The following is a 24262-nucleotide window of genomic DNA, read 5'->3' as shown; positions in this document are numbered from 1 at the left end:
GACCCTGCGGTTATGGAAAGATGTGATCTCTGTCGCTGTAAAGCTGCAGGTGAAAGTGCATATGAATGCCGCTGCGCGGGTATAATAATCGCCACTTTTATCATGGCTGTCAGGAAGCAAAAGCACATGTTCCGGGCACATGCTCTGAGCATCAGCTTTTGCTTTTTGCATCATTGGACCAGGGCTTTTGCATTCCCGCAAGGGGATGACTTAACGCCAGACAGACACCATCACCCCTGACAGGTTTCAGAGAAACTTGCCGAGTTCCTGCACAGGCTAAGTACTTAAGCATCATGTGAACGGTGAAAGCCCGTCATGCGATGGAACTGTACCGCTGCTTACAGACTCTGCCAGAGCCTCTCCTGCAGGAGCGCACGGGCTGACCAGCAATGCCTGGCCGTGATGTCAACGTGCGAAATCTATATTGGGCTAAAAACGGTTTGTTGCGATGGAACAACAAAGAAACATACTTTTCATTCTCTTTTTAACCCTGACCCTGTTTATTTACTGGGCCTGGGAAAGAGATAAGATCGACATGGAGCAGCAGGCTCAGATCCAGGCTCAGCGTATTGAGCAGATCGCCGCTGCTGAGAGCACTCAGGGCTCCGTAGGCAAGCTTGTCAACTTAAGCTCTGACACCCTGAAGCTCGCTATCTCCTCCGTTGGCGGTGACATTGTTGACGCCAAACTGCTCAAGGTTAAGCAGGAGCAGTTCAAGGATGAGCCTTTCCACCTGCTGATGAATGATCCGCTCTTTGTCTATCAGTCACAATCCGGTTTAATCGGTGCCAACGGTCCTGATTCCAAGGCCCGTCCAACCTGGACCGCCACAGCTGACAGCTATGAGCTCAAGGAAGGCGAGGACAAGGTCAGCGCCGTACTGCACTTCACCCAGAAAGGTGTTGAGTACACCAAGACCTATACCCTGACCCGTGGCAGCTACGTGGTTGACGTCAAGTACGACGTGGTCAACAACACCGATAACAATCTGTCCATGGCTTTCTACGGCCAGTTAAAGCAGACTGTTGATGCCTCTCTTAATGAGCAGCCTGGTGCCATGATGGTGGCCGGTGCCTACCGTGGTACTGCCTACTCCACAGACGAGACCCGTTACGAGAAGAACACCCTTGAGGATCTGGTAGAGCTATCAGCAGACAAGCAGCCTCTGAGCGTGCCTACCACCGGTGGCTGGGTTGCCATGATTCAGCACTACTTCGTATCTGCCTGGATTGGCGATACCACCGAGGGCGTCAAAAACGTAATCTTCTCCAACTCCGCAAAGAAAGGAGCTGAGGCCATTATCGGTATCCGTACCGAGCCTGCTGTGATCGATGCCCACTCCAGCCATGAGTTCAAGGCCTCCATGTGGATCGGTCCAAAGAGCCAGGACGAGATGGAGAAAGTCGCTCCTAACCTCGATCTGACCGTTGACTACGGCTGGTTATGGTTCATCTCCATTCCACTGTTCAAGATCCTGGAGTTTATCCACGGTTATATTGGCAACTGGGGCTTCTCCATTATTCTGCTGACTCTGGTAGTACGTGCCATTCTGTTCCCACTGACCAAGGCCCAGTACACCTCCATGGCCAAGATGCGTCTGCTTGCACCAAAGATGCAGGAGCTGCGTGAGCGCTGCGGTGATGACCGCCAGAAGCTCGGTCAGGAGACCATGCGTCTTTACAAGAGCGAGAAGGTTAACCCTCTGGGCGGCTGTCTGCCATTACTGGTTCAGATGCCAATCTTCATTGCCCTGTACTGGACCCTGATGGAGTCTACTGAACTGCGTCACTCTCCATTCATTTTCTGGATTAAGGACCTGTCAGTTTACGACCCATACTTCGTGACCCCTATTCTGTACGGTATTTCCATGTATGCCATTCAGAAGATGTCACCAACTCCAACTACTGATCCGCTGCAGAAGAAGGTCTTCATGGCCATGCCACTGGTATTTACTTTCATGTTCTGTACCTTCCCTGCAGGCCTGACCATTTACTGGCTGGTGTCCAACATCTTCACCATTTTCCAGCAGGTTATTATCTTCAAGTCTCTGGAAAAGAAGGGCTTACACTTCAAGAGCTAATCAACAATAACTGTTGATTCTCAGCCATAAGCGCTTAATATTAAGCCTCAGACCCCAAGCTGAACCCAGCAGGATAATCAGCAAAGGTCTGAGGCTTTTTCTTTGTCACACAGGAGCTGCTGACATGTCCGACTTTGCCGATTCCATTGCAGCCATTGCTACTGCCCCAGGCCGTGGCGGTATTGCCATTATCCGTATCTCCGGACCAGGCGCGCTGTACGCAGCAAGCCAGATAACCGGTAAATGGGCAGACAGCGCCCCTGATGCAGCCATGGATGGCAGCACCCTTGACGCAGCCAGGGATGGCAGCGCCCCTGCCAGTTGCGCTGCTGCCAGCGCTCCAGCCGGTGAAGCTGGCGCCGGCACCGCTCAGAGCACCTTCAGTATCTCAAGGGGAGACTGCGCTGCCAGCGATACAGGCACAGCCGCCTGCAGTGGCGGCGCTTGTGCAGTAAGCGCAGGCGGCGCTGACAGCGCCCGCGCCGCTACTGAACGTCAGGTATATCCATTCAGGCCGCGCTATGCCTATTTCTGCAAGTTCTACGATGGCGATGAGGTAATTGATGAGGGCGTGCTGCTGTACTTCAAGGCTCCTCATTCCTACACAGGTGAGGATGTTATCGAGCTGCAGGGCCATGGTGGCAATGTGGTCCCTCAGAGAGTGCTCAGCGCTGTGCTCAAAATCAGGGGCGTACGTCAGGCTGAGCCTGGTGAGTTTACCCGCCGTGCCTTTTTAAATGGCCGTATGGACCTTACTGCGGCCGAAGCTGTTGAGGATCTGATTTCTGCCGGTTCTGAAAGCGCTGCCCGTGCCGCTCTGGCATCCTTAAGCGGTGTCTTTGCCCGCCGTCTTGATGAGCTTACTCAGCGCCTTACTACTTTCAGAGTGCGCATTGAGGCCTGCCTTGATTTCCCTGAGGAGCATGAGGACTTCTTTGACTCAGGAAAGGCCGGAGATGAGCTTACTGCCCTGCTGGGCCTTGCCCGTGATGCCCAGAGCATCGCCGCTCATGGTGTAAAGCTCAATGAGGGCGCCCGCATTGTGCTGGCAGGTCAGCCTAATGCCGGTAAATCATCCCTGCTCAATGCCCTTGCCGGTGCTGACAGGGCCATTGTGACCAATATTCCAGGTACTACCCGTGATGTACTGACAGTCAACATAGAAATAGGCGGCATACCCGTAACCATTACCGATACAGCCGGTATTCGTGATACCCCGTCTGATGAGATTGAGGCCATAGGCATTCAGCGCGCCCTTGATGAGCTGCGTCAGGCCGACCTGATTTTGCTGATGATAGACAGCTCCCGTCCGGCTCTTGATGCCATTGAGGCCCTCAACCATATCAAGAAGGTCTTTGATAACCCGCGCAATCTCATTGTGGTCAAATCAAAGCAGGATCTGCCTGCTGATGAGCAGACTGCAAAGCTGCTCAGCAGCGAGCCGCTCAACCAGTACCCTCAGCTGTCCACCTCCACCAAAACAGCTGATGGCCTTGAGCAGCTGCGCAGCCGCCTGCAGGAGGCTCTGGGCATCATTCCAACAGAGGGTGTGTTCTCAGCCCGCCGTCGTCACCTGGGTGAGCTCGATGAGTGCTATCAGGCCATTGAACGCGCCTGCGGCATGCTTGAGCTGGGCGACCTGGTACTTACCGCCCGTGAAATCACTCTGGCTCAGAATCACCTGGGTACCATCACAGGCAAGGTCACCTCTGATGACATCCTGGGCATTATTTTCTCCACATTCTGTATAGGAAAGTAGATAGCGCCCGCCCCGCACGTCGGCCGTCAGGCATGCCTGACGGCCGGCTGGGACTGCTGACATGTTCTCCTGCAGGAGCTGCATGGTCTGGCCCGGTCTTATTGCCCGGCACTGAAAAAGGCCCGGCCCCTGAAAAAGGGACCGGGCCTTTTTTGATGATCCATGACAGGCAGGCACAGGCTTAAAGCTGATAACATTAGCTGCAGACAGCTGCCCCCGGGCGCAGCCTGCCAAAGCGTACGGGAACAGCCTTACTGCATCCGATAAGGCATGCCATGGCCTGCATGACAAGGAGACTTGAGTGAACCTTAACCACCTAACTGGCCGCCATGCTCTGGGCTGGCTCAGAGCCGCTCAGGCATCAGGACAGAAGGCCTGTGACCAGTCAGGCAGCTGCCTGATGCTCCTTACTCCCTGCCTTGTCTATGACAACAGCAGCTGGTATCAGATAAGCTCATGCCCTGCCCTCAGGATGCGCTTTACCTCTGACAGCGCTCCGGGTTTACCAGGTGCCCTTGCAGGCACCATAGTCAGCTTTATCATCAACTCAGTGCCCGTGCACGAAAATGACCATGCCCACAGTGCGCAAGGCGCCTCAGAAGCACTCAACAGCCAGGCTCCGGGCACAGCCCCTGGCAATGCTCCGGGCACATCCCCAGGCAATGCCCCTGGCAGTACACCTGGTATTGCGCCCGGCATTGCGCATGGCAATGCTCTTTACCATCACCAGGCTCCCATGTCAGCAGGCAGCGCTATCCTTTCAGGCATGCCTCTGCCACAGCAAAACAGCCAGACTGCAGTTGGCAGTGCAGTGGGCAGTGTCGCTCTGGAAAACATTTATGGACCTGTCTTCAGTGCCTTCATGACCGATGAGCCTGGCTATGGCAGGCACATGGCCACTGATGCCAACATCACTGTTCAGCCCGTTATCAGCAACGGCACCCTGCAGCTGCCCGGCTGCCAGGACACTGATGCAGAGAGCACTAATAACTACGACCAGAGCCAGGTCATCTCCTATATCCAGACCATACGTACCCTCAAAGAAAAGCTTGCCAGAGCGCAGTCACACAGCGGCGGCCAGCAGCAGGTGACTGCGCCGGCACCAGCGCAAGCGCAAACACCAGCGCCAGCGCCTGCCCCTGGCGCCCCGCTGCAGGAAAATGACGAAGCAGCCGCTCAGACAGCTGCAGATCAGGCGGCGGCTGCAGCGCATGCTGCTTTAGAGCGGGCCGGCCGTGAGCTCAGTCAGAGGACAAGTGAGCTTGAGCAGACCAGAGCAAGGCTCAAAGAGCTGGAGGGCCGTGCCGCCTGGTATCAGCAGGAGCTCAATAAGCTCAAAAGCTCTGCTGCCAGCACCGCCCACAGCACAGGCGTGGGCGCTGTTGCAGCCCGGGCAGCTGCCGCTGCCACTGCGCCAGCTGCTGGCTCAGGATCGGGCGCGGGTGCCGTCTATGGCGCAGCCACAGGCCCGGCCTGCACTGACAGCAGGATGCGGCTTATTCCCTCTGACAGCATCAGGGAAGATGATGCTTTTAATGATGCCCAGGCAATTATCACCAGAGTGTGTAAGACCTTTGCCCGTGATGGTATTGAGCTTGACCGTGATGATGCGGCCAACTACCTGATCTGCCTTACTCAGGGCATGATGACAGTATTTGCCGGACGCAGCGGTTCAGGCAAAAGCACCCACTGCCGTCTTCTGGCAAAAGCTCTTGGTCTTGATGCAGTTAATACCAGGGCGCTGACGGCTGCTCCATCCGTCCCGGCCGCTCAGGCGGCTCCGTTCGCCGCCGCTGCACCTGCTGTCCCGGCTTACCCTGCTTACCCGGCTGCCCCTGCTGTCCCGGCTGCCGATATCCCACTGACAGCCTCACGCTTTGTCGAGGTGGATGTTGAGGCAGGATGGAGCTCTCTTAAGGATTTTATAGCCTATTTCAATCCTGTAAGCCGCCAGCTTGAACCTGTTAACAGCACACTCTTTGAGGCACTTGGTGATCTTGATGCTCAGCATGAGCATAACAGGCTGCACCCGCGTATGGCATACCATGGACAGGCTCCTTTTGTGCTGATGTTTGATAATGCCGATCTGAGCTCCATGGACCATTACCTCTCTGCCTTTTTCAGAGGCTGCGACGGCCTGCCTTTAAGACTTAATTTTGGTGGTGGCCGCGATCTGCATATGCCTGAGAGTATGCGCTTTTGCGCCACCGTCAGTCAGAGCTCCTGCCATATTCCTCTGAGCACCAGACTGCTCGAACGCAGCTGGGTGATAAGCCTCAAGGTACCTCTGTCTGATGTAAGAGGCAGCTTGAGAGGCCAGTTCAAGGTCATTCACAGGACACCGCAGCATCCTGATCCTGTAAGCGATGATGACATGCCTGTGGCGGGCACAGTAAGCATGGAGCAGCTGCGCCGTGCTTTTGGACCGGGCAATACCCCGGCCTTTGAGAAATACAGTGAGGTCAAGTGGGATGATTTGCTTGAACTGTTCAGTCAGGCCGAGCTGAACATGCCGCTGACAGCCCGTACCATAAAAATGATTAGTGGCTACTGCTCAGCCGCGCGCCGTCTGATGACAGGAGCGGACAGTAAAAACTCCCTGAAGGCTCTTGATTACGCTGTGGCCCAGAAGATACTGCCAGCCATTTCAGGCTCGGGACGCCGCTATGAGATACTGCTGCGATCTCTTTCCGGAGAGTGCACTCCTGATTTCATGCCTCTGTGCTCCGCCCATATCCGGCGTATGGCTGATAACAATCACTCGCCACTGAAGTTCTACTCATTCTTTTCCTGATTAATATCCAGTGAGGCAGATCTGCCATGACCTCAATCCCAGGCTCAGTAAATTCCTCTGCATCTGTCTGTGAGGCTGATATCTCCGCCAGCACAGTTTCTGACATCAGCGCCCCAGGCAACAGAGCCTCTGGCAACGTCTGCGCCGCCGGCACTGCTGGCCGCACCGCCACTGACGCTAACATCGCTGGCGGCCGCTGCAGCAGCGCCGCCGCTGACGGTAACGCAGGCGACGGCAGCCAGGGTCAAACAGTAAGCCCGTCTTCTTTCAAAGTGGCAGGCGAGGTAAGGATCTGCCAGGCAGCCCGCCCATGGGCTAAAAGCTATGCAGGCAAAAGCAGCTATGCCACGACAGCTGAGAGCAGTGATGACAGCGCTCAAAGCAATGCTCTGTGCCTGCCTTTGACCACTGTACAGCCTGTCCGTCCGGCCCGTGCTCTGGGTATATGTCCTGTAGTTAATGAAAATGGCACTTACCATATTCACATGAAACTCAATGAGGCTCTTATTGTGAACATGGCCCTGAAAGAAGGCGGTCATGAAGAGGAGGATGAAGAGCAGACCCGTCTCATGGGCAGTGAGCTCAATGCCCTTATTGAGGAAGCCGCTGCACGACGCGCTACTGATGAGCAAAGTCCGCTTAAGGTCATCAGTCTCAAGATTAATGACATGTTCTGCGGTCGCTGCTCTACGGGAGCTTATGACCCTGATACCGGCATGCGTCAGGTTGTCTGGGAATTTCCTGATAACAGCCATTTCCTGCAGAACCAGAAACTGCCTTTTTTAAGGCAGTATGACCTTGTCAGCCTGCAGCTGGACATCACTCTTGATGACGACCGTCGCTGCCATCTCTACTCTCCATGGCTTATCTGTACCGGTCGATTCCAGCGCGACAATGACAACCTCAGGGAAATGATCGCCACACTGAGCACCAAAGCCCAGTCACCGGCCCTGGAACTGATGTTTCCTGAGATTAAGTACACCGGCCGTGGACCAGAGGACTGCATAAGTAATGGCATGCCAGAGTATCCGGCATTTTATGGCTATACCCGCCTTACCAGACATATCTGCGATGTCTGTCAGCAGAATCTGACTTCACTTGTGCAGATGCTGCAGTTGTCTGAGCTCAAAAATAAGCGCTCAGCTCACAGCATTGCAGCTGCCGCACTGGCTTCAGCCTGCGCGCAGGACGATACAGCAGGCGCAGACAACGCGCAGCCCGATGCTGCCAGTGACAGCACAGACAGCGCCTCAAACGGTGCTGATAACAGTGCTCTTGCTGATGCCTGCCATGAGATCATGTGCTTTGTTTTCAGTGTGCTTACCGTCAGCAGGAATAACCTCAAAGCAGTGGCTCAGTACCGCCTGAAAGAAGAAGCCTCAGAAATCTCAAACGGCGCCTGTACTGGAGATGACTCCGATACTGGAGGTGACGCCTGTACTGGAGATGACAGCGCCACAGCTGCTGATGACACTGACAGCACAGAAGCTGATGGCCGGTACATGGAGAATACGGGCGCATCCGCTGAGGCACTGAACTCTCCTTACGCTATTGTAGAGCGTCTACGTAATGAAACCTTCAGCGCCGATATTGCCCTTCTTGAATCGGCAGTACTGCGCCTTGAAAAGATACTCGACACCCTTGAGCAGGCTACTGGCAGCCAACCGGCTCTTATGTATAAGATACCTGCATGCAGGCCTGCATACACTCAGGTAGAAGCATGCTCCAGGATATACAGGCTTATGGACCAGTGGTTTACCGGCTATGAGGTTGCATGTACTCCTGTACCTGTAATACATGAACGCTCTACCATTGACCGTATCTTTGAGTACTACTGTCTGTACACCATTTTGAGCATGCTAATGGAGCAGGGCTTCAAGGCAGATATATTCACACCATCGTGGCGCTATGAGTATCTGCTCCATCAGAAGAACAATGAGCCTGATTACAGCACAGCAAATACCTATCGCCTGTTCAAGTACAGAACAGTCATTAACCTGTACTACCAGCCGGTGATATCAGGCTCATACTTTGAAAACGGCCTGCCCCTTTTCCGTACTGACAACAATGGCTCCACCACGGGCTCCAATGGGGCGGATCTGAACTTTTTCAATCCTGACTTTGTCATGCGGGTTACCCGCAGCAGCGATAACTGGGCAAACAAGCTCAATGATGACTATGTGGTGCTGGACTCAAAGTACTCACGCGCTAATAACATCATCAGAAACTATCTGCCTGATCTGATTAACAAATATGTCATCAACATGACCTCAGCTGTTACCAGCAAGCAGCCCCAGCCACCAGTAGCAAGGAACAACAGTATCCCCCCTGGAACCGTTCTCAAAACGGTACAGGATGAGCACAAAGTGATTTTCAAAGACATTAAGGACACGCGCCCCATTTCCATGGTTATTGCCCTGCAGGGACGCGTTGAAAGTCGCACTGTTGACCCTTTGAAAGCTGTAACCATGGCAAAGCATGGTAATAATGAGTTCAAAGAAAGCATCTTCGATATTATGGACAAAGTAAGTCTTAACAAAGACTCAAGTACATCTGGAGCATCAGTGAGCCAGGCAGAGAGTGGCACAGATGAAAAAGACTCACTGCATGGCCCGGTATGGATTAAACACAGCTCTCCTCTGGCCCAGATTTTCGCGCCACCGTCAGCTGGCGCTGTAGTGGAGATCAACAGCGTACAGAAGAGTACAGAACTGCTGTGGAACACCATTACTGCAACCCTTACCTATCTCAAGCCGGAGCCGCCCCAGACTCAGGAAATCAGCTCTGACAAAGAACCCGCCTCAGACAAAGAGCCCGCCTCAGACAAATAACCCGCGCTGTCGGCATCAGCCGACAGCCAAGCCCCACCTCATGTCCTCCTAAAATCCGACCTCCCACCTGACACCTGCCACGCCCTTTCCAGCCCTGCAGGAAAGAGTATGACAAAGCAGCAGATTTCGCATATGCGCTTGATGCAAAAGTTCACACAAATACGATAAACACGCTGTTTTAAAAATAGATCTAGATACTAAAGAGTGTTCACTGAGTCGAGTGGTTCCTGGAGAAGGAATTCGTATCCCTGCTTTTCCTGGCTGAGCTCTCCTGCTGCGTATGTCCTCGCACCTGGTCTCATGCCCAGGCTCCATATGATGGTCGCCATGGGCTTGCTGGCTCCTCTCAATGCAGCTGGGCAGCGCCCTTTCCAGGCATGCAGGGAAAAGTATGGCAAAGCAGCAGATTTCGCGTATGTTTGTGATGCAAAAAGTTAAATAAACACGATAAATATCATGTTTATAAAACAGATCTAGATACTAAAGCTCGGTCATTGATTTGAGTGGTGGCTGGAGAAGGAATTCGTATTTTTGCTTTTCCTGGCTGAACTCTCCTGCTGCGTATGTCCTCGCACCTGGGGTAATGCCCTGGCTCCATATGATGGTCGCCAGGAGCTTACCTGAGCCACTCCATGCGGCTCGGCAGCACTCTTTCCAGGCATGCAGGGAAAAGTATGACAAAGCAGCAGATTTCGCATATGCGCTTGATGCTAAAGCTCAAACAAACGCGATAAATATCATGTTTATAAAATCGATCTAGATACTAAAGGTTGTTCGTTGCTTCGAGTGGTGGCTGGAGAAGGAATTCGTAGTCCTGAGCTCAGCTTCTCCAGGCTGGGCGCTCTTGCTGCAGGCATTCCTTCACGTCCTTTCTGCCAGCTTCAGCATGGCTGGTGCTCCTGGCCATGTGTCGCATCTCATCGCGGCTGAGCACAGTGCAACAACTGTATTTCCTTTGATTTCCCACCAAAGTACTCAGTATTGCTGCTTTTTGCATATCTACATGTCTGCAAAATCACGGAAAGCACGATAAATATGCTGTTTTAAAAATAGATCTAGATATTAAAAGCTGTCTTTTACCATGCGGCGATGCCAGGAGTGTCTGTTCGCCACCAGATGGCAGCTTTTAGCTGCGCTGTAGCGCATGCGCAGGTGCTGTCGCCGGGAATCACCAGGTTGATGCCTGCAGGGCTCTCCAGCGTCGTCTGAGAGCGCTGTATGGCACCTTAAGATCACCATGACGGCTGCAGCATGATTTGCCCTGGCGATCCCCAGGTTCTCCCAAGGAGCTGTAGTCGGGCTGCAAGATATGTAGCTGCCATGGGGGTAGATTCCCTGGGCAGGCTACGGTGTCAGAGCTTGTGGGAAACTCAAAATCTGCAATTTTACTGTTTTTCAATAGTGCCCACTTTTAAAACCTGATTCATGCGGGCTTAATCAAGTATTCTAGATACAATACATCCATGTAAATCATTGAGTTTGAAATTTTGTAGATCGGTGAGACTCATATAAAAGCTGTTACACAGGCTGATTATGGTATTTTTGACAAAAATTTGGTCATATTTACTATACACAGACTTTAACTATAAAAGATCAATATAGTGTACTTTTAATTATATCGATATTCCATTATGGTACATGTATCTAGTTATATGCTTTGACTAAATTATTGTCTTATTACCGTAACTACCATTTATAGTACTCTGGCATACATATTCTTTATCTTCAATATTATTAAAATCACGTCATTTCTCACGAAAATGGGCCCATTTTCGTTGAAATTGCCATGGTTTTAAGCTCTTAAGGCCTGTTTTGACGTCCGCTTGCCCGAGCGGTCACCGTAGGGCTCTTCGCTGTATCTGCACCTGTATTTCGACTTGATCTAGATACGTCATATATGACGTAATGTCATGATTTTATGTATACAGCTATATTCATCAATAATTACCATTATTCCCTGTATTTATCAGGTTTTTATTATTTACACATAAAATAACAGTATTAGCGTCTATGGTCTGGCTTCAGGTTAATTTAGTGTATGATATACTTATTATCCTAAACATTCATCTATGTGAAAAATTTACAAACAGTGTAAGAAAGCTATTCCGTGATCGATCGAGGTGATCATAAGTTTTACAGATTATCTGACCCTGAGCAGGGTACGTTTTTTTGGAGGGTGTTTTTTCTGGAATTTGTGGGCAGTATGACCGTGCAGCGGAGCTTTTGAAGGAGGTGCTGCCGTATGCCCACTGGGGATGGGCCAGTGTGATTGATACTCAGGAGGGCATTGTGGTGACAATGTGCTGGCTGCAGGCGTCAGGGTTACAGGGTGACAGGATGCAAAGTGACTCTGTCATGGCCGTTTGCAGGCTCCAGGTCGCTGCTGGAGCGGCTTTAGTGGCTATTGGGATGTGTATGAGTGTGCTGGCTTGAGCGTTGCTCAGTGACACGCTCAGGGCCGTCTTTGAGATGGCTGTGATGCGGCCGTGATTATGTAGTGATGAGGGAGATTGCGACTTAGTCTGCTGACTGCATGACTATGGTATGGATGTGCAGCGCTGTGGCGAAGCGTCAGAGCCTGGTGGGCGCTGGATGGAGAGGAGTGGCGGGCTTTTGTGTAGCTGGTTTTGCTGTGCTTGGTGTGGATAAAGTAAGGGCCGTAATGCGCTGGTGGCATTACGGCCCTTACTGTTTTTTACAGGGTGAAATCCGGGAGTTATTGTCTGTCCTGCTGATTGCGTCCTGCTGATTGCCAGACTATGCCTTTTCCTGCTTTTCTGGCTTTGCCTTATTTTCTGGCTTTGCAGGCTTTGCCTGCTTTGACTTTGGAGCAGTGAGGTCTGGCAGGTCGGCCAGCACCTTGTCGCACATTCTGATGTAGCTGGCCTTGAGCTCGGAAACGAGGGCGTCATAGCCGTCTTCCTTCATGGTGCTGTCTTCAGAGCAGGAGTTCTCATAAACACACTGGTCCTGAGCGTCCAGTACTCTTAATGACATGGCCGTCAGGGCGTGACCGTTCATGGTTCCCTGGAACTTGGAAACAAAGATTCTGATCTTAAAGTCCCTGAGCATCCGGGCCTTGTCGCTGCTGAGCAGACGGTCGGCAAAAAGCACACTCAGCTCATTGTCCAGCTCGGCACTGTAACGGTAGTTGCGTGCCGGACGCAGCGATACATCGCTCATCTGCAGTACAACCCCGCCCTGAGTGAGCGGAGCTGCCAGGGTAACTTCTATATTGTATCCGGACTGAAAGGCAGCCGGCTGCACATCCTGAGTCAGGCTGTAGCGGTCAAAATGCACCGGTTCACCGCCCATGGTACAGGCACAGAGCATTACAGAGGTGCTGCACAGCGCAGCCAGAACAGCAGTGCGTGCTCTGAAGCTTAAAGTGGTAAGAGTCATTACCTTAATCCTGTTAACGTGCCTGCAGGTGCAGGCTGCGCAGTTGTTGTAATAAAAGCGGCCAGGCTTACGGGGCCACCGGCCCTGCAGCCTGTGCTGGCGCAGATGCTGTGCCCGCCGCCACTGCATGCGCGGCGGCAGGTGCCGCTGCTGCTCCTGCATGCGCGGCGGCCGGTACGGCTGCTGCTCCTGTAGCAGTTGATGCCGGGGCTGTGGCAGTGGCGGCCATGGCTGGCAAGCCTGCTGGTTGTGGGCTATTTGTCAGCGGCGCGTGGTACCGGGTCGGCCGGGCTGCCAAAGAGTATGGAGGCCGGGCTCTGACCTGCCTCGGTCATGGCCGGAGCCAGATCCTGGAGGATCTGCTCTATGTTATTGAGGTTCTGATGCAGTGACTTATAGAGTTTGGTATCTGGTCCATAGCCCTTTACTGAATTGTTGAAGTTGGCAAAGGCATCGGCCAGCTTGGAAATTACCTGAGTGCGCTGTACGGCATCATTGGAGCCGGTAAAGGCATTCATGGCTGAGGTAAAGGCGCGCAGGCTGTTTTGCAGTTCTGTAGACAGACCGGCTACGTCAAACTCGTTCATCTTGGCCATAAAAGCATCAAACTGGGCGCTCAGTGACTGCATTGGGATCAGCGGTATCACATTATAGCTGTTATAGGTCAGCATGCCGTTGTGAGTAGTGGTGCCCTTGATTTTGAAGATATCTCGCGATGATGTGCACTTGTTCTTGGGATCAACAGTCAGATCGATCTGATTGTTGCTAAGAACCATGTTGGCAGATCCCACACGGGCACAAAGAGCCGATTTTTTCAGATTTTTGTTGAAAATTGCGGCTATCTCTTCCTTGTTGTTGCGGCTGCTGTCGATGGAAATCAGAACCGGCAGGGCCTTGGCGGTGAAGACATCAGAGCCGTTTTCAAACCACGGGGCTCTTACCACCTCACCTACCTTGACGCCACGGTAGTACACAAGTGAGCCCGGTCTGATGCTGTGGATGGAGTCCTCAAGCATGACCACATACATAAGTGAGTTTTCCAGGGCCGAAACACGGGCATCAGCACGTTTGGTAAACAGACGGAAGGAGGTATTGTCCGGTACTGAGGAGCTGATATCCATATTGTCGACAAAGTTGTCGAAGGTGATGCCGCCTACCATCATATTGTCCAGTGATTCGGTACGCAAAGTGGCTCCGGCCATGTTGATATCAAGCTCAATACCTGAGCTGATCCAGAACTTGGTGTTGAGATTGACAAGGCGGTCATAAGGGCTGCGGATAAAGGCGCGGTACTGAATCTGCTGATTGTCGATATCAAGGCGGGTATCAGTAATGGCACCTACATTAAAGCCACGGAAAGTAACAATATCGCCATTGTTGAGCTTGCGTGAATCATTGGAATAAAGGGAAATCATCACGCCTTCTTCATTGGCCTGACGTACAGGAGGCGCATCAAGGGCAGTAAACTCGGTGCTGAATGCATCTGAAGTGCCCATGGACAGCTGAATGTATGAGCCTGACAGCAGGGTGTCGAGGCCTGAAATACCGGCACTTTCAATACGTGGCTTGACCACCCAGAAACGGGTGTCAGCACGCAGCATGTCCTCGGTATTGCGGTCCATCTGTACGGTCAGAATGGTATTGCGGTAATCAGGAGAGAGCACCACATCAGTTACCACACCAATGGTTACCGAGCGGGTCTTAATCAGGGTCTTGCCCTCTTCGATACCGTCAGCACTAGGCAGGGTAATATGAATGACAGGACCGTTGTTAAAAGTACTGTTCCAGATCAGCACGCCGGTAAGCAAAAGAGCAATCAGAGGCACCACCCAGATAAGGGAGAAGCGGTTAGGCTTTTGCTCCTGAGCTGTGCTGGAGCTGCCCACTTCCTGAGCTACGGCATTGGTTACTATGTTTTTCTGAGAGTTGGCCATGATCTATTACCTGATACAGTGCCCATAAATTCTGTTTACTGCAGTAAGGCTGCAGCGCCCTTTTTATATCTGCCCGGCCGCCTGCCATGGTCTTGCCTGAAGTTCCGGCGGCCTGACTGCGGGATGGTTACGTTTTTCGGCTTACTGAGTTTATCTGTTGCTCTTATCCTGCCCGTCAGACTTTGAGTCCGAGCCCTGCCGGGCAGCCTTATCTGCAGTAGATGAGGCTGCAGCTGCGCCCTGAGCTGCAGCTGCGCCCTGAGCTGCAGCTCTGGAGGCTGATGATGCCCTGTCAGCAGCTGCTGTGGCAGCTGGCTCCCTGTCGGGACCTGATGATTCAGCGGCAGCCTGAGCAGATTCAGGGGCGGGCGCTGCAGGCTCAGAGGTCTGTGCGTCAGCTGCGCCTCTGGCGCCCTGCAGAAGCTCCCAGGCACGTACCAGTGACTGGCGCTGACCGGGGCTGAGCACGGCTGCAGAGGCTGCCTGTGCAGCACTGCCGGCGGCCGTGACGGCTGCAGATGCAGCTGCTGCTGTGGCTGATGCGGCAGCAGCTGTGGCTGTGGCCGCTGCAGTTTTAGCGGCAGATACTGCAGCTGAAGCCGGATTATCATCTGCAATCACATGACCTCTGTCATCTAACAGGGTCTGTGGCCTGGTACCAAGGGCATGATCCCACAGCAGGCGCTCATCATATTCCTCGGCGGCAATCATGGTCAGCAGTACAGTGAAACTGAAGAAGATAATGGCCATACCCGGGCTTATGGTCAGCAGGCCGGACATGCGCACTACCGTAGACATGATAATGACCACAAATACGTCAATCATGGACCAGCGGCCGATAAAGAGAATGACGCGGTAGAGTTTGTTGAATCTTCCCGGATTGCGGCGGAAACCGTAATGGGACACGTAAAGCAGCCACAGTATGCACAGGATCTTGAGCATGGGAATGCAGATACTGGCAATGAAAATAACCATGGCCACAAAGTATGAATTCATCTGCCACAGTGAAATCACACCATCGATAATATTCGAGCCTGTTGCTGTTCCCAGGTAGTCAGTGACCATGATGGGATAAACATTACTTGGCACGTAGATAATTACGGCAGCCAGCAGCAGAGCAATGGTTTTCTGATAGCAGCTGGGCGCACGGTAGTCATTGGAGTGATGGCAGCGCGGACACTCCACCTCTCCCTGATAAAGATAGCGGTCGTCAGCGCTGGTCAGGGAGTTGAGCTCACTGGCGCTGAGCGTACGGTTGCGTCTTTTGTAAACCATGCCGCAGTGACGGCACATGATAAGGCCCTGATCGATACCGCGCATGCCAATATGGGCATGGCGCAGCTCAGTATCATTGCGCTCCAGAAGATTCCAGATACGGTAAGGACTGCCCCGGCTGTAACACCACACCATGAGCATGGCAAAGAGAATGGCCGAATAAAAACCTGCATGGAAGTCCACTTTGGCCAGTGCCACCAGCTTTACCAGGCTTACTACTACGCCCAGAATAAACACATCCACCATGCAGAAGCGGTGACAGAACATGTAGATATTGGCTATGCGTCTGGTCACCTGCAGCCTGAAAAAGACTATGCCTATTACAATAAGGTGCATTACCAGGGGACAGAAAAAGGTAAAGAGAATGCACAGATAGAGCAGTATGGACCAGTCACGGCTCAAAATTGTGACAATGGAGGTAAGTGACATGGACTGACTGATGCCATATGAGGAAATGCTCATAAAAGGCAGAGTCAGTGAGGTAAAAAGCATGATGACCGAGGCAATGGAAACTACGGCCAGGTTTTCCAGAGTGCTTTTGGAGCCCGAGCGAAGCAGGGAATGGCACTGAGGGCAGACACAGTGAAAGCCCTTGCGATAAGGAGGCAGCTGAACCACCAGATCACATGAACGGCAGAGCAGTTTTGACTTGGATTTTTGCATTAATCGCCTCGAATTCCCCATGCCGCATACGGCCAGTACCCATATTCTTTTCCGTCCTGAGCCCCATAACCTGGCAGCTGCTCCCGCGCATTAGGTGGCGGCAGAGCCTGCATGACGGCAGAGGCTTCTGCACCAGCATTGGCTGCTGTTGCTGCAGAGCCTGATGCGCCGTTCGCACCTTTGGAGGCGCCCGCTCCAGATAAAACATGTGTTCGCATCAGACAGCACACCTTTATCTGCTGACGGCTGGACAGCGCATATTATCCAATACATTAAGCATGACGCACTTTCAATTTTGATTAATATGTCAGCCAAAAGCGCAGAAATATCACAAAAACCAGCTCTTCAGGCCCAGGCAGGAGCGCCAGGCGGTGCTCTGGAAGCACCATATTGCTGCAGCACACTCTGGCAGCTGCCGGCCCTGCACAGTAAGGACAGAGTCACCTTGATGTCAGTCAGTATAGAGCCTGCAGACATCATGACAAACACCATATTTCTGAATTTTTTATCCCTTGATACCGCCATACAGACCCTTAACGGGCTCTTAAAACAGGCCATCACAGCCGCATACATGCCGCCAGAGCAGCTCCGATGCTCATACATGACATCATGCCTGGGGTCCTGACCCACCATAATCTCAACAGCGCCATGCATAAGTAGAGCAGCAGGAGAGCTGCCTGCAGCAACCTGGGTACATAAGGCAAAGGGCTTTATCAGAAATATCAGAATATTATTTTGTTATGAGCTCAGACCTGGGATAAGTGCAGCTGAGCATTTCAGGCCATCAGGACGCAATTGATAATATTCCAGGCATGGATCAGATTGCTGGTATGGGACAGCTGCCTGGTATGGGACAGGATGTGGGAAAAGGATGGGACAGCAAGGCTGCCTATGGCAAAGAGGCTTTGCCTGACACAGGGAATACGTCAGCCACCGGGCTGCTGCCCTTGCTGAGAACCAGCGTCAGGCCGCCGGGCTGCACCTTGCAAATTTGTGCGCCTGGCGCCGGGATGCTGCCTTTGCTGTGAGCCGTAGCCTGGGCTGAGATTGGATGGTGGGAGGGATGGTATGGGGAGGGTACGCTCAGGCTGATGCGTTCGGGCGGGCGACCATGCCCTGTGGGCATGGGCATGTCATGCCATGTGGACATGGGCATGGGCATGTCACTGTCAGACGAAGCCTTCGGCCAGGATAATTTTGTCCTGGGCCAGGGACTTTGGCACATCAATAATGCGCTGGTTGGTTGAGCCTCTGAAGTCTATCTCAAGAGAGTGCTTTGACTGCACATAAGGACCGTCCACCACTACATCAAGCTGCTCAAGCAGGGAGCGGAATTTGTCATCACGCTCAAGCTTGTCAAAGGTATAGCCCGAATATGACCACACTGAATATCCCTCAGCCTTTAAAACCCTGGCCAGGATGGCAAGCGCTCCTGCCTGGATAAAAGGCTCGCCTCCTGAGAAGGTAACGCCGCTAATCAGAGGATTTTGCTTTATCTCGTCGTAAAACACTCTGAGTTTGACATCAAGGCCGCCCTTGAGAGGCTGAGACTGAGGATTATGGCAGCCCTTGCAGTGGAAAGGGCAGCCCTGGGTGAAAATTGTGTAGCGTATGCCCGGACCATCAACAATGGACTCAGTAACTACTCCGGCAATTTTCAAAGTGGTACTGTCTAAAAGCTTTAAATCTTCGCTCATGCAATCTTCCCCCAAAATTATATACTCAGTGCCGCCATGCAGGACTGCCTGCGCTTGCGGCGGCGCAGCGCCTGGCAATGCCATGCCTTGCCTGGCAGGCGCAGGCATGGCAGGACGGAGCCTTAACTGCCAGAGGCCTGTGACTGCTGAGCGTACACGTGCACACCACACCTGTAACGCAAAGCAAAGGCCTCAGGTATCAAATTACTTTAACAGCAGAGCTTATGGCCTGTAATTCTAATAATAAGCGATTACGGCATCTGATTTTTACAGGCCCAATGCAAAATTGTTACTGTAAGGCCATGGCCTGATATCCACACCACGGATAAAACAGTGCCCGCTGTGAGCAGGTCTCACAGCGGGCCTGATTATGATTGCGTGTAAGGTATCTGCCCTGGGTGCCAGGCCTTTGCAGTTGCATTGCAGGGACCGGGACAGAGCCTGTGGCAGATCCTGCTGCTACTTGAGGTGCAGGTGCTTGACCCTGTCTTTTTCCTCAGCGCGCTTGCCATTGTTAAAGCGGTCCAGAGAACCTACCAGATATCCGGTTACGCGGCGGATACGCTCAAACTTGACGCCCTCACCGGCAATGCCGTTTTGTACCTTTACTCTTGTAATCATATTTGCTCCCAGAAATGCCTGGCTGCGGCCCCTGTCTGTCACCGGGCGCTGCAGCCGTACCCAAAGGCCGGCAGCTGCCGGTCCTGTTACTGGAAAATCTCACTCATGCCAGCGGCCTGCTCTGCAGTGCTGTGCTCTGCTGTTGTGCAGGCTGCAGCATGCGGGCGCCGCTGCCGTAAGGCAGGCGCCAGGCCAGCCCGGCACCGGCAGAATGCTGGTGCCGGTCTGACAGGTCAGGCTCAGCCTCTGCAAATGCAGTCGACGCCCAGCTTGCTCAGGCGCTCTATGGTCACACCCTCGCCATCCTTACGGCCGCACTTAGGGCAGACATCATTAATCACGCCCACATAGCCGCATACAGGGCAGCGGTCGACAGGGTGATTGATGGAGCCGTAGCCTACGCCGCAGTCGCGCATGTAAAGCACCACACGCTCAAAAGCATCAACATTGCGGGTCAGATCGCCATCCATTTCGACATAGGAAATGGCACCGGCATTACAAAGCTCGTGGAAGCGTCCCTCAATGCGGATCTTGTCAGCTGCGCTGATGTTGTAATAAACAGGCACATGGAAGCTGTTGGTGTAGTAGGAGCGATCGGTTACGCCCTTAATCTCGCCGTAGATCTTGCGGTCAATATTGACGAAGCGTCCAGACAGGCCTTCAGCCGGTGTGGAGAACAGGGAGAAGTTCAGACCTGTTTTGGCTGTATGGGCATCAGTAAGCTCACGCATATGTCTGATAATGGAGGTGCCAAGCTCAAGAGAGCTCTCGCTTTCACCATGGTGATGACCGGTCAGAGCTACCAGAGCTTCGGCAAGGCCGATAAAGCCCACTGACAGTGAGCCGTTTTTGATGACATCACGGATCTTGTCATCCCAGTGCAGACGGCCTGAATCAATCCACACTCCCTGTCCCATGAGGAAAGGGTAATTGTAGACATGCTTTTCGGCAATGATTTCAAAGCGGTCCATGAGCTGCTCAAAGACCATGTTTACGGTACGGTCCAGAGACTCAAAGAATTTTGATACTGATCCATGGGCCTCAATGGCAAGGCGTGGCAGGTTTACTGTGGTAAAGGACAGATTGCCACGTCCTGGAATAACCTGTTTGGTCTTGTCGTAATCATTGCCAAAGACACGGGTACGGCAGCCCATTACGGCTACCTCGGTCTCAGGATGGCCCTCAACGTAGTACTGGCTGTTGTAAGGGGCATCAAGGAAAGAGAAATTAGGGAACAGACGCTTTGCGCTGACCTTGCAGGCAAGACGGAACAGATCGTAATTAGGATCGCCCTCAGCTGTGTTGACGCCGTTTTTGACCTTGAAGATCTGTACAGGGAAGATAGGGGTTTCACCACTGCCAAGGCCGGCATCAGTGGCCAGCAGCACATTCTTCATAATCATGCGCTGCTCGGCTGTGGTACCGGTACCGTAATTGATGGAGGAAAAAGGTACCTGAGCACCGGCGCGGCTCTGCATGGAATTGAGGTTGTGGATTACCGCCTCCATGGCCTGATATGTCTCACGGCTGGTCAGCTTGTGGGCCTCCTTGAGAATGTAGCTGACGGTATCACCGACATCCTCATTCATGGCGCTTATGGCCGGCAGTGCTGCCAGGGCTGAGAAAATAATGGCCTGAACCTCATCGGAAAGCACAGTATCGTGCTGCTCATAAAGCTGCTCGATCTGCTTTTTGAGATCCTCAAGATCAGCCTCGTCATCACGCAGCACAATGCGAATAACCTGGCACAGATGCTTGATATAGGACTTGACCACATAAGGGGCCAGATCGTACTCAAACATGGGAATGGACTGACCGCCATGCATGTCATTCTGATTGGACTGAATGGCAATACAGGACAGGGCGGCAGCGGACTGAATGGACTGAGGCTCACGCAGGAAGCCGTGACCTGTAGAAAAACCGCGTCTGAACAGACTGGTAAGATCAATCTGACAGCAGTTGATGGTCAGCAGGTAAAAGTCCAGATCATGGATATGGATAGAGCCATTGGAGTGAGCTACTGAGTGCTCAGGACGGAGCACATAGCGCTTGACGAAGTCCTTGGAGCCCTCGGAGCCAAAACGCAGCATCAGGCCCATAGGGGCATTGGCGTCGATATTGGCGTTTTCGCGCTTGAGATCCATGTCAGCTGAGGACTTGGAGGTCAGATCACGGTAAATGCGGGTCAGATCAGCATTGTAGGTACGCACATTGGTACGCTGCTGACGGTAGATAATAAAATTCTTGGCCACATCAGAAAGATTGTTTCTGACCAGCACGCGCTCAATAACATCCTGAATGTGCTCAACATCAGGCGCACCTTCGTCCTTGAGGTCGATTATTTCCACAACCTCGGAGGTAAGAGCCTCAACCTGACGGCTCTCCTCATCGCTAAGCTCCTCACCCGGACGCACGGAGATCAGCGATTTCCTGATGGCATTGGCAATCTTGTTACGATTAAAGGCCACCTTGCGGCCATCGCGCTTAACGATATATCTCATATTCCGGCATTCTCCGCGTAACGAAAGTGGTTCAGTCAGGCCCGCAAGGGCCATACCGGCCCAGCTGCATGCTGCTCACTGCAGCGTGCGCTGCAGCCTGGGCATCAGCTCATGGCTGAGGTCTGCACGCTGCGCTCCTGACTTATCTGCATGCCCGGCTCTTCACAGAGCTGAGCATACTCATGAGCACTCCTCTGTTAAGGCCTGTACCTGACAGTATCCGGATACTCAACAGTCAGGGCCGGCCATCACAGGCGGGCTTATACCCATCATGTACCTGCCAGAGGAAAAATCATATATGCCTGGGGCTTAACTGTAACCCTGCCCCTCAGGGTAAGTATTAACTGCAGCCGGGCATCCAGGACCTGCCCATGCCCCGCTGCCTGACATACCGGCTCCCTGGCATCACGGCAGCCTGGTTGCCATGCAGCCGGGCATACGGGCACAGTATGTGTCCGGGAGGCTGCCCCGGCCTGAGCATTTGTCCGGGGTCCTGATGCAAGGAGCAGGAGGCACCCGTGGGACTGCAGTATGGTGCGGCATGCACTTAACAGGCAAAAATAAAGGCGTCCCGGGACGCCATCATAAGGACATGACTGCCTCTGGCAGCATGCCGCACACTTACGCCTCAGGTCCTCACAAAAGACCTGGACGTGCCAAAATCAGGAGTACCGTCCTTTAAGACAGCTCCTGCCTGTTTAATCTGTAACCCATTGTCAGGGTCTGACAGCACCACCATGCACCGGGACACAGTCCTGGGCACAGGGTTATACTTGGTGCCATTACTGACCGTCCCCGTAACAGTCCGTCAGGCAGCATGAGCTGCCGGGCAACAGTTGCAGGAGCGGGCGCTGTTAAGGCCATCAGATAAGCATACCGGCTTTATGGGCTGCACTGTGACACAGGTCTAAGCACAGGCCCGTCGACCTCACAGTCAGGTCAGGGCCATTAAGTTAAGGCATCAAGTTGCAAAAAAATATCACTGATATTTTAGGGCAAAAGCCCCTCAAGGTGCCGCCCTTTTTTTGGATTTATTTCCTTAAAACTTATTGACATGCCGCTGAGGGCCGTCGTTATGGCCGCTGTGACCTCTGATTTTTACAGGATGGAACATGTACTCACTGGATATCTTCTGCGATGTCATCGACAACTATGGCGATGCCGGCGTATGCCTGCACCTTGCCCGCACCTTAAGCTCCTCCTGTAAGGTGCGTCTGTTCTGCAACAACATGCAGGTGCTTGGCACTCTGGTTACCGACTCTGATCGTGACAGCTCCACCCTGAGCCTTGTCAGCTGGGAAAATCCCCCTCAAAGCTATGATCCGGCCGATGCCGTCATCAGTGCCTTTAACTGCCGCTTTGACAGCACAGTGCTCAGCGCTCTGCAGCAGCACCGCTCCAGCCTGATTATCAATCTTGACTATCTCAGTGCCGAAAGCTGGGTCGAAGACTGCCACAAAATCCCGTCCTTTGTTGACGGCCTTGAGGTCTATTACTACTTCCCGGGCTTTACCGCCCGCACCGGCGGCCTCAATATAGACAGCACCTTCAGAGCTCAGTGCCTGCAGCGCCTGCAAAACGCGCCACTGACCAGCAGCGCCCCATGCTCATCTCAGTCCGGGCAGCAGCTGCAGCCTCCGCAGCTCAGGCAGCATACGCAGCTGCAGCCGCAGTCCCAGGCTGCGCTCTGGCCGTCGGACGCAAAGGAGAACGCCCGCACCATTACCCTCTTTGGCTATGAAAACGATGCTGTGGGAGCTTTTATCGATGCCTGCGGCCGCAGCCGCCGGCGCACTGAGATAACTGTCTTTGCCGGCCTTGCTCAGGACAATCTCAGACGCCTGTACGGACAGAACTTTGCCCCTGGAACCATCACAGCTGTTAACGACAGGGTCAGCATAACCTGCTCACCTATGGTTACTCACGAGCACTATGACCAGATCCTGCTCAACCACGACTTTAATCTGGTCCGAGGCGAGGACAGCATAGTGCGCGCCATGCATACGGGCATACCATTTCTGTGGCATATCTACCCTCAGGATGAACAGGCCCATATCACCAAGCTAAAATCCTTCCTTGAGCGCATGGAGCAGATAAACCTTGAGATTGCCGGTACTTTTTCCCACAGGGACACCAGACCAGGCGAGCTCCATTCAGCTCAGAGTACAGGCTGTCCTGACAGTCCCCTTGAGCACAGCCCTGCCTGCGCCATGAACAGATCAGCCTTTGTATCCGTCAGCAACGAGGATGTGCGCAAGGGCATGAAGCTGATAAGCTCAACCATGCTGGCCTACAATGGTGGCGCCCCATGGGATGACAGTTTTGACCTGGACGGCTTTATTGCCTGCACAGCTCCTCTTTACCATAACTTTGCGCTTTACCTGTGCTCACAGCGCAGCCTTACCGAAACACTGATGGACTTCATTAACGAAAAACTGGCCAGCAGATAATACGTGGCCTGACCTGTACGCCCTGCATTCAAAAAGGCTGTATTTATGCCTTTTGTATGAGTTTCCCACAAGCTCCATAGCCCCTTAAAATGGCTGCACCTGGCATCCAACTGTGCTGCGTACTTTGACCGGCCGGACAGCGGGCCTTATGTAAGGTCAGCTGCTCCCGGGGCGGGTGGCGGCGGGGCTGATGAGCGGGACATGCGGGGCGGGCGGGCTGAAAACGGCATATTCAGGCCATATTAAGGCGGTCAA

12 protein-coding genes are annotated in these 24262 nt (G+C 53.1%); 6 read left to right on the top strand and 6 right to left on the bottom strand.

From position 1 onward, the window contains the following. Positions 1-448 precede the first annotated feature (448 nt). The 4 genes from yidC to MXE41_RS01260 all read left to right on the top strand — a co-directional run bounded on the left by yidC (position 449) and on the right by MXE41_RS01260 (position 9464). Positions 449-2080 carry a membrane protein insertase YidC gene (gene yidC, locus MXE41_RS01275; protein WP_247099078.1) on the top strand — a complete coding sequence of 544 codons (1632 nt, stop codon included), beginning with the start codon at positions 449-451 and terminating at the stop codon, positions 2078-2080. 124 nt (positions 2081-2204) lie between these two features. Next, positions 2205-3839 (top strand): tRNA uridine-5-carboxymethylaminomethyl(34) synthesis GTPase MnmE, encoded by a 1635-nt coding sequence (mnmE, locus tag MXE41_RS01270; RefSeq protein ID WP_247099077.1) that lies wholly within the window; start codon positions 2205-2207, stop codon positions 3837-3839. Between the two features lie 301 nt (positions 3840-4140). Next, positions 4141-6633, top strand: a complete 2493-nt coding sequence (locus MXE41_RS01265; protein ID WP_247099076.1) for a hypothetical protein — start codon at positions 4141-4143, stop codon at positions 6631-6633. Positions 6634-6659: 26 nt separating this feature from the next. Then, the gene (locus tag MXE41_RS01260; RefSeq protein ID WP_247099075.1) at positions 6660-9464 is read left to right on the top strand and encodes a hypothetical protein; all 2805 of its coding nucleotides are present in this window, start codon (positions 6660-6662) and stop codon (positions 9462-9464) included. A 2757-nt stretch (positions 9465-12221) separates the two neighbouring features. On the opposite strand, the gene MXE41_RS01255 is transcribed toward MXE41_RS01260, so the two are convergent. From MXE41_RS01255 to MXE41_RS01245, 3 genes are all read right to left on the bottom strand, one after another. After that, a complete protein-coding gene (locus tag MXE41_RS01255; protein ID WP_247099074.1) occupies positions 12222-12866 on the bottom strand; it encodes an ABC-type transport auxiliary lipoprotein family protein in 645 nt (214 codons plus the stop codon). A gap of 254 nt (positions 12867-13120) precedes the next feature. Beyond that, positions 13121-14800: an MlaD family protein gene (locus MXE41_RS01250; RefSeq protein ID WP_246976286.1), complete on the bottom strand. Its 1680-nt coding sequence runs from the start codon at positions 14798-14800 to the stop codon at positions 13121-13123. 150 nt (positions 14801-14950) lie between these two features. Further along, complete coding sequence (locus MXE41_RS01245; RefSeq protein ID WP_247099073.1) at positions 14951-16738, bottom strand: PqiA/YebS family transporter subunit; 1788 nt, start codon at positions 16736-16738, stop codon at positions 14951-14953. Between the two features lie 812 nt (positions 16739-17550). Between MXE41_RS01245 and MXE41_RS01240 the strand changes: the two genes are divergently transcribed. Next, positions 17551-17766, top strand: coding sequence for a hypothetical protein (locus tag MXE41_RS01240; RefSeq protein WP_247099072.1), 216 nt, complete (start codon positions 17551-17553; stop codon positions 17764-17766). Between the two features lie 141 nt (positions 17767-17907). On the opposite strand, the gene nrdG is transcribed toward MXE41_RS01240, so the two are convergent. The 3 genes from nrdG to MXE41_RS01225 form a co-directional block, all read right to left on the bottom strand. Beyond that, positions 17908-18435 (bottom strand): anaerobic ribonucleoside-triphosphate reductase activating protein, encoded by a 528-nt coding sequence (gene nrdG / locus MXE41_RS01235; protein ID WP_246976295.1) that lies wholly within the window; start codon positions 18433-18435, stop codon positions 17908-17910. A 459-nt stretch (positions 18436-18894) separates the two neighbouring features. Then, a complete protein-coding gene (gene nrdD / locus MXE41_RS01230; RefSeq protein ID WP_246976298.1) occupies positions 18895-19056 on the bottom strand; it encodes an anaerobic ribonucleoside-triphosphate reductase in 162 nt (53 codons plus the stop codon). A 239-nt stretch (positions 19057-19295) separates the two neighbouring features. Then, positions 19296-21557 carry an anaerobic ribonucleoside triphosphate reductase gene (locus tag MXE41_RS01225; RefSeq protein WP_247099071.1) on the bottom strand — a complete coding sequence of 754 codons (2262 nt, stop codon included), beginning with the start codon at positions 21555-21557 and terminating at the stop codon, positions 19296-19298. Positions 21558-22669: 1112 nt separating this feature from the next. Here MXE41_RS01225 and earP point away from each other — a divergent pair. Continuing rightward, positions 22670-24007, top strand: coding sequence for an elongation factor P maturation arginine rhamnosyltransferase EarP (gene earP / locus MXE41_RS01220; protein ID WP_247099070.1), 1338 nt, complete (start codon positions 22670-22672; stop codon positions 24005-24007). The last annotated feature ends 255 nt before the right edge of the window (positions 24008-24262 follow it).

Source organism: Anaerobiospirillum sp. NML120449 (assembly GCF_023051105.1).
Classification (GTDB): domain Bacteria; phylum Pseudomonadota; class Gammaproteobacteria; order Enterobacterales; family Succinivibrionaceae; genus Anaerobiospirillum.
This window is presented reverse-complemented; position numbering and strand designations above follow the sequence as displayed.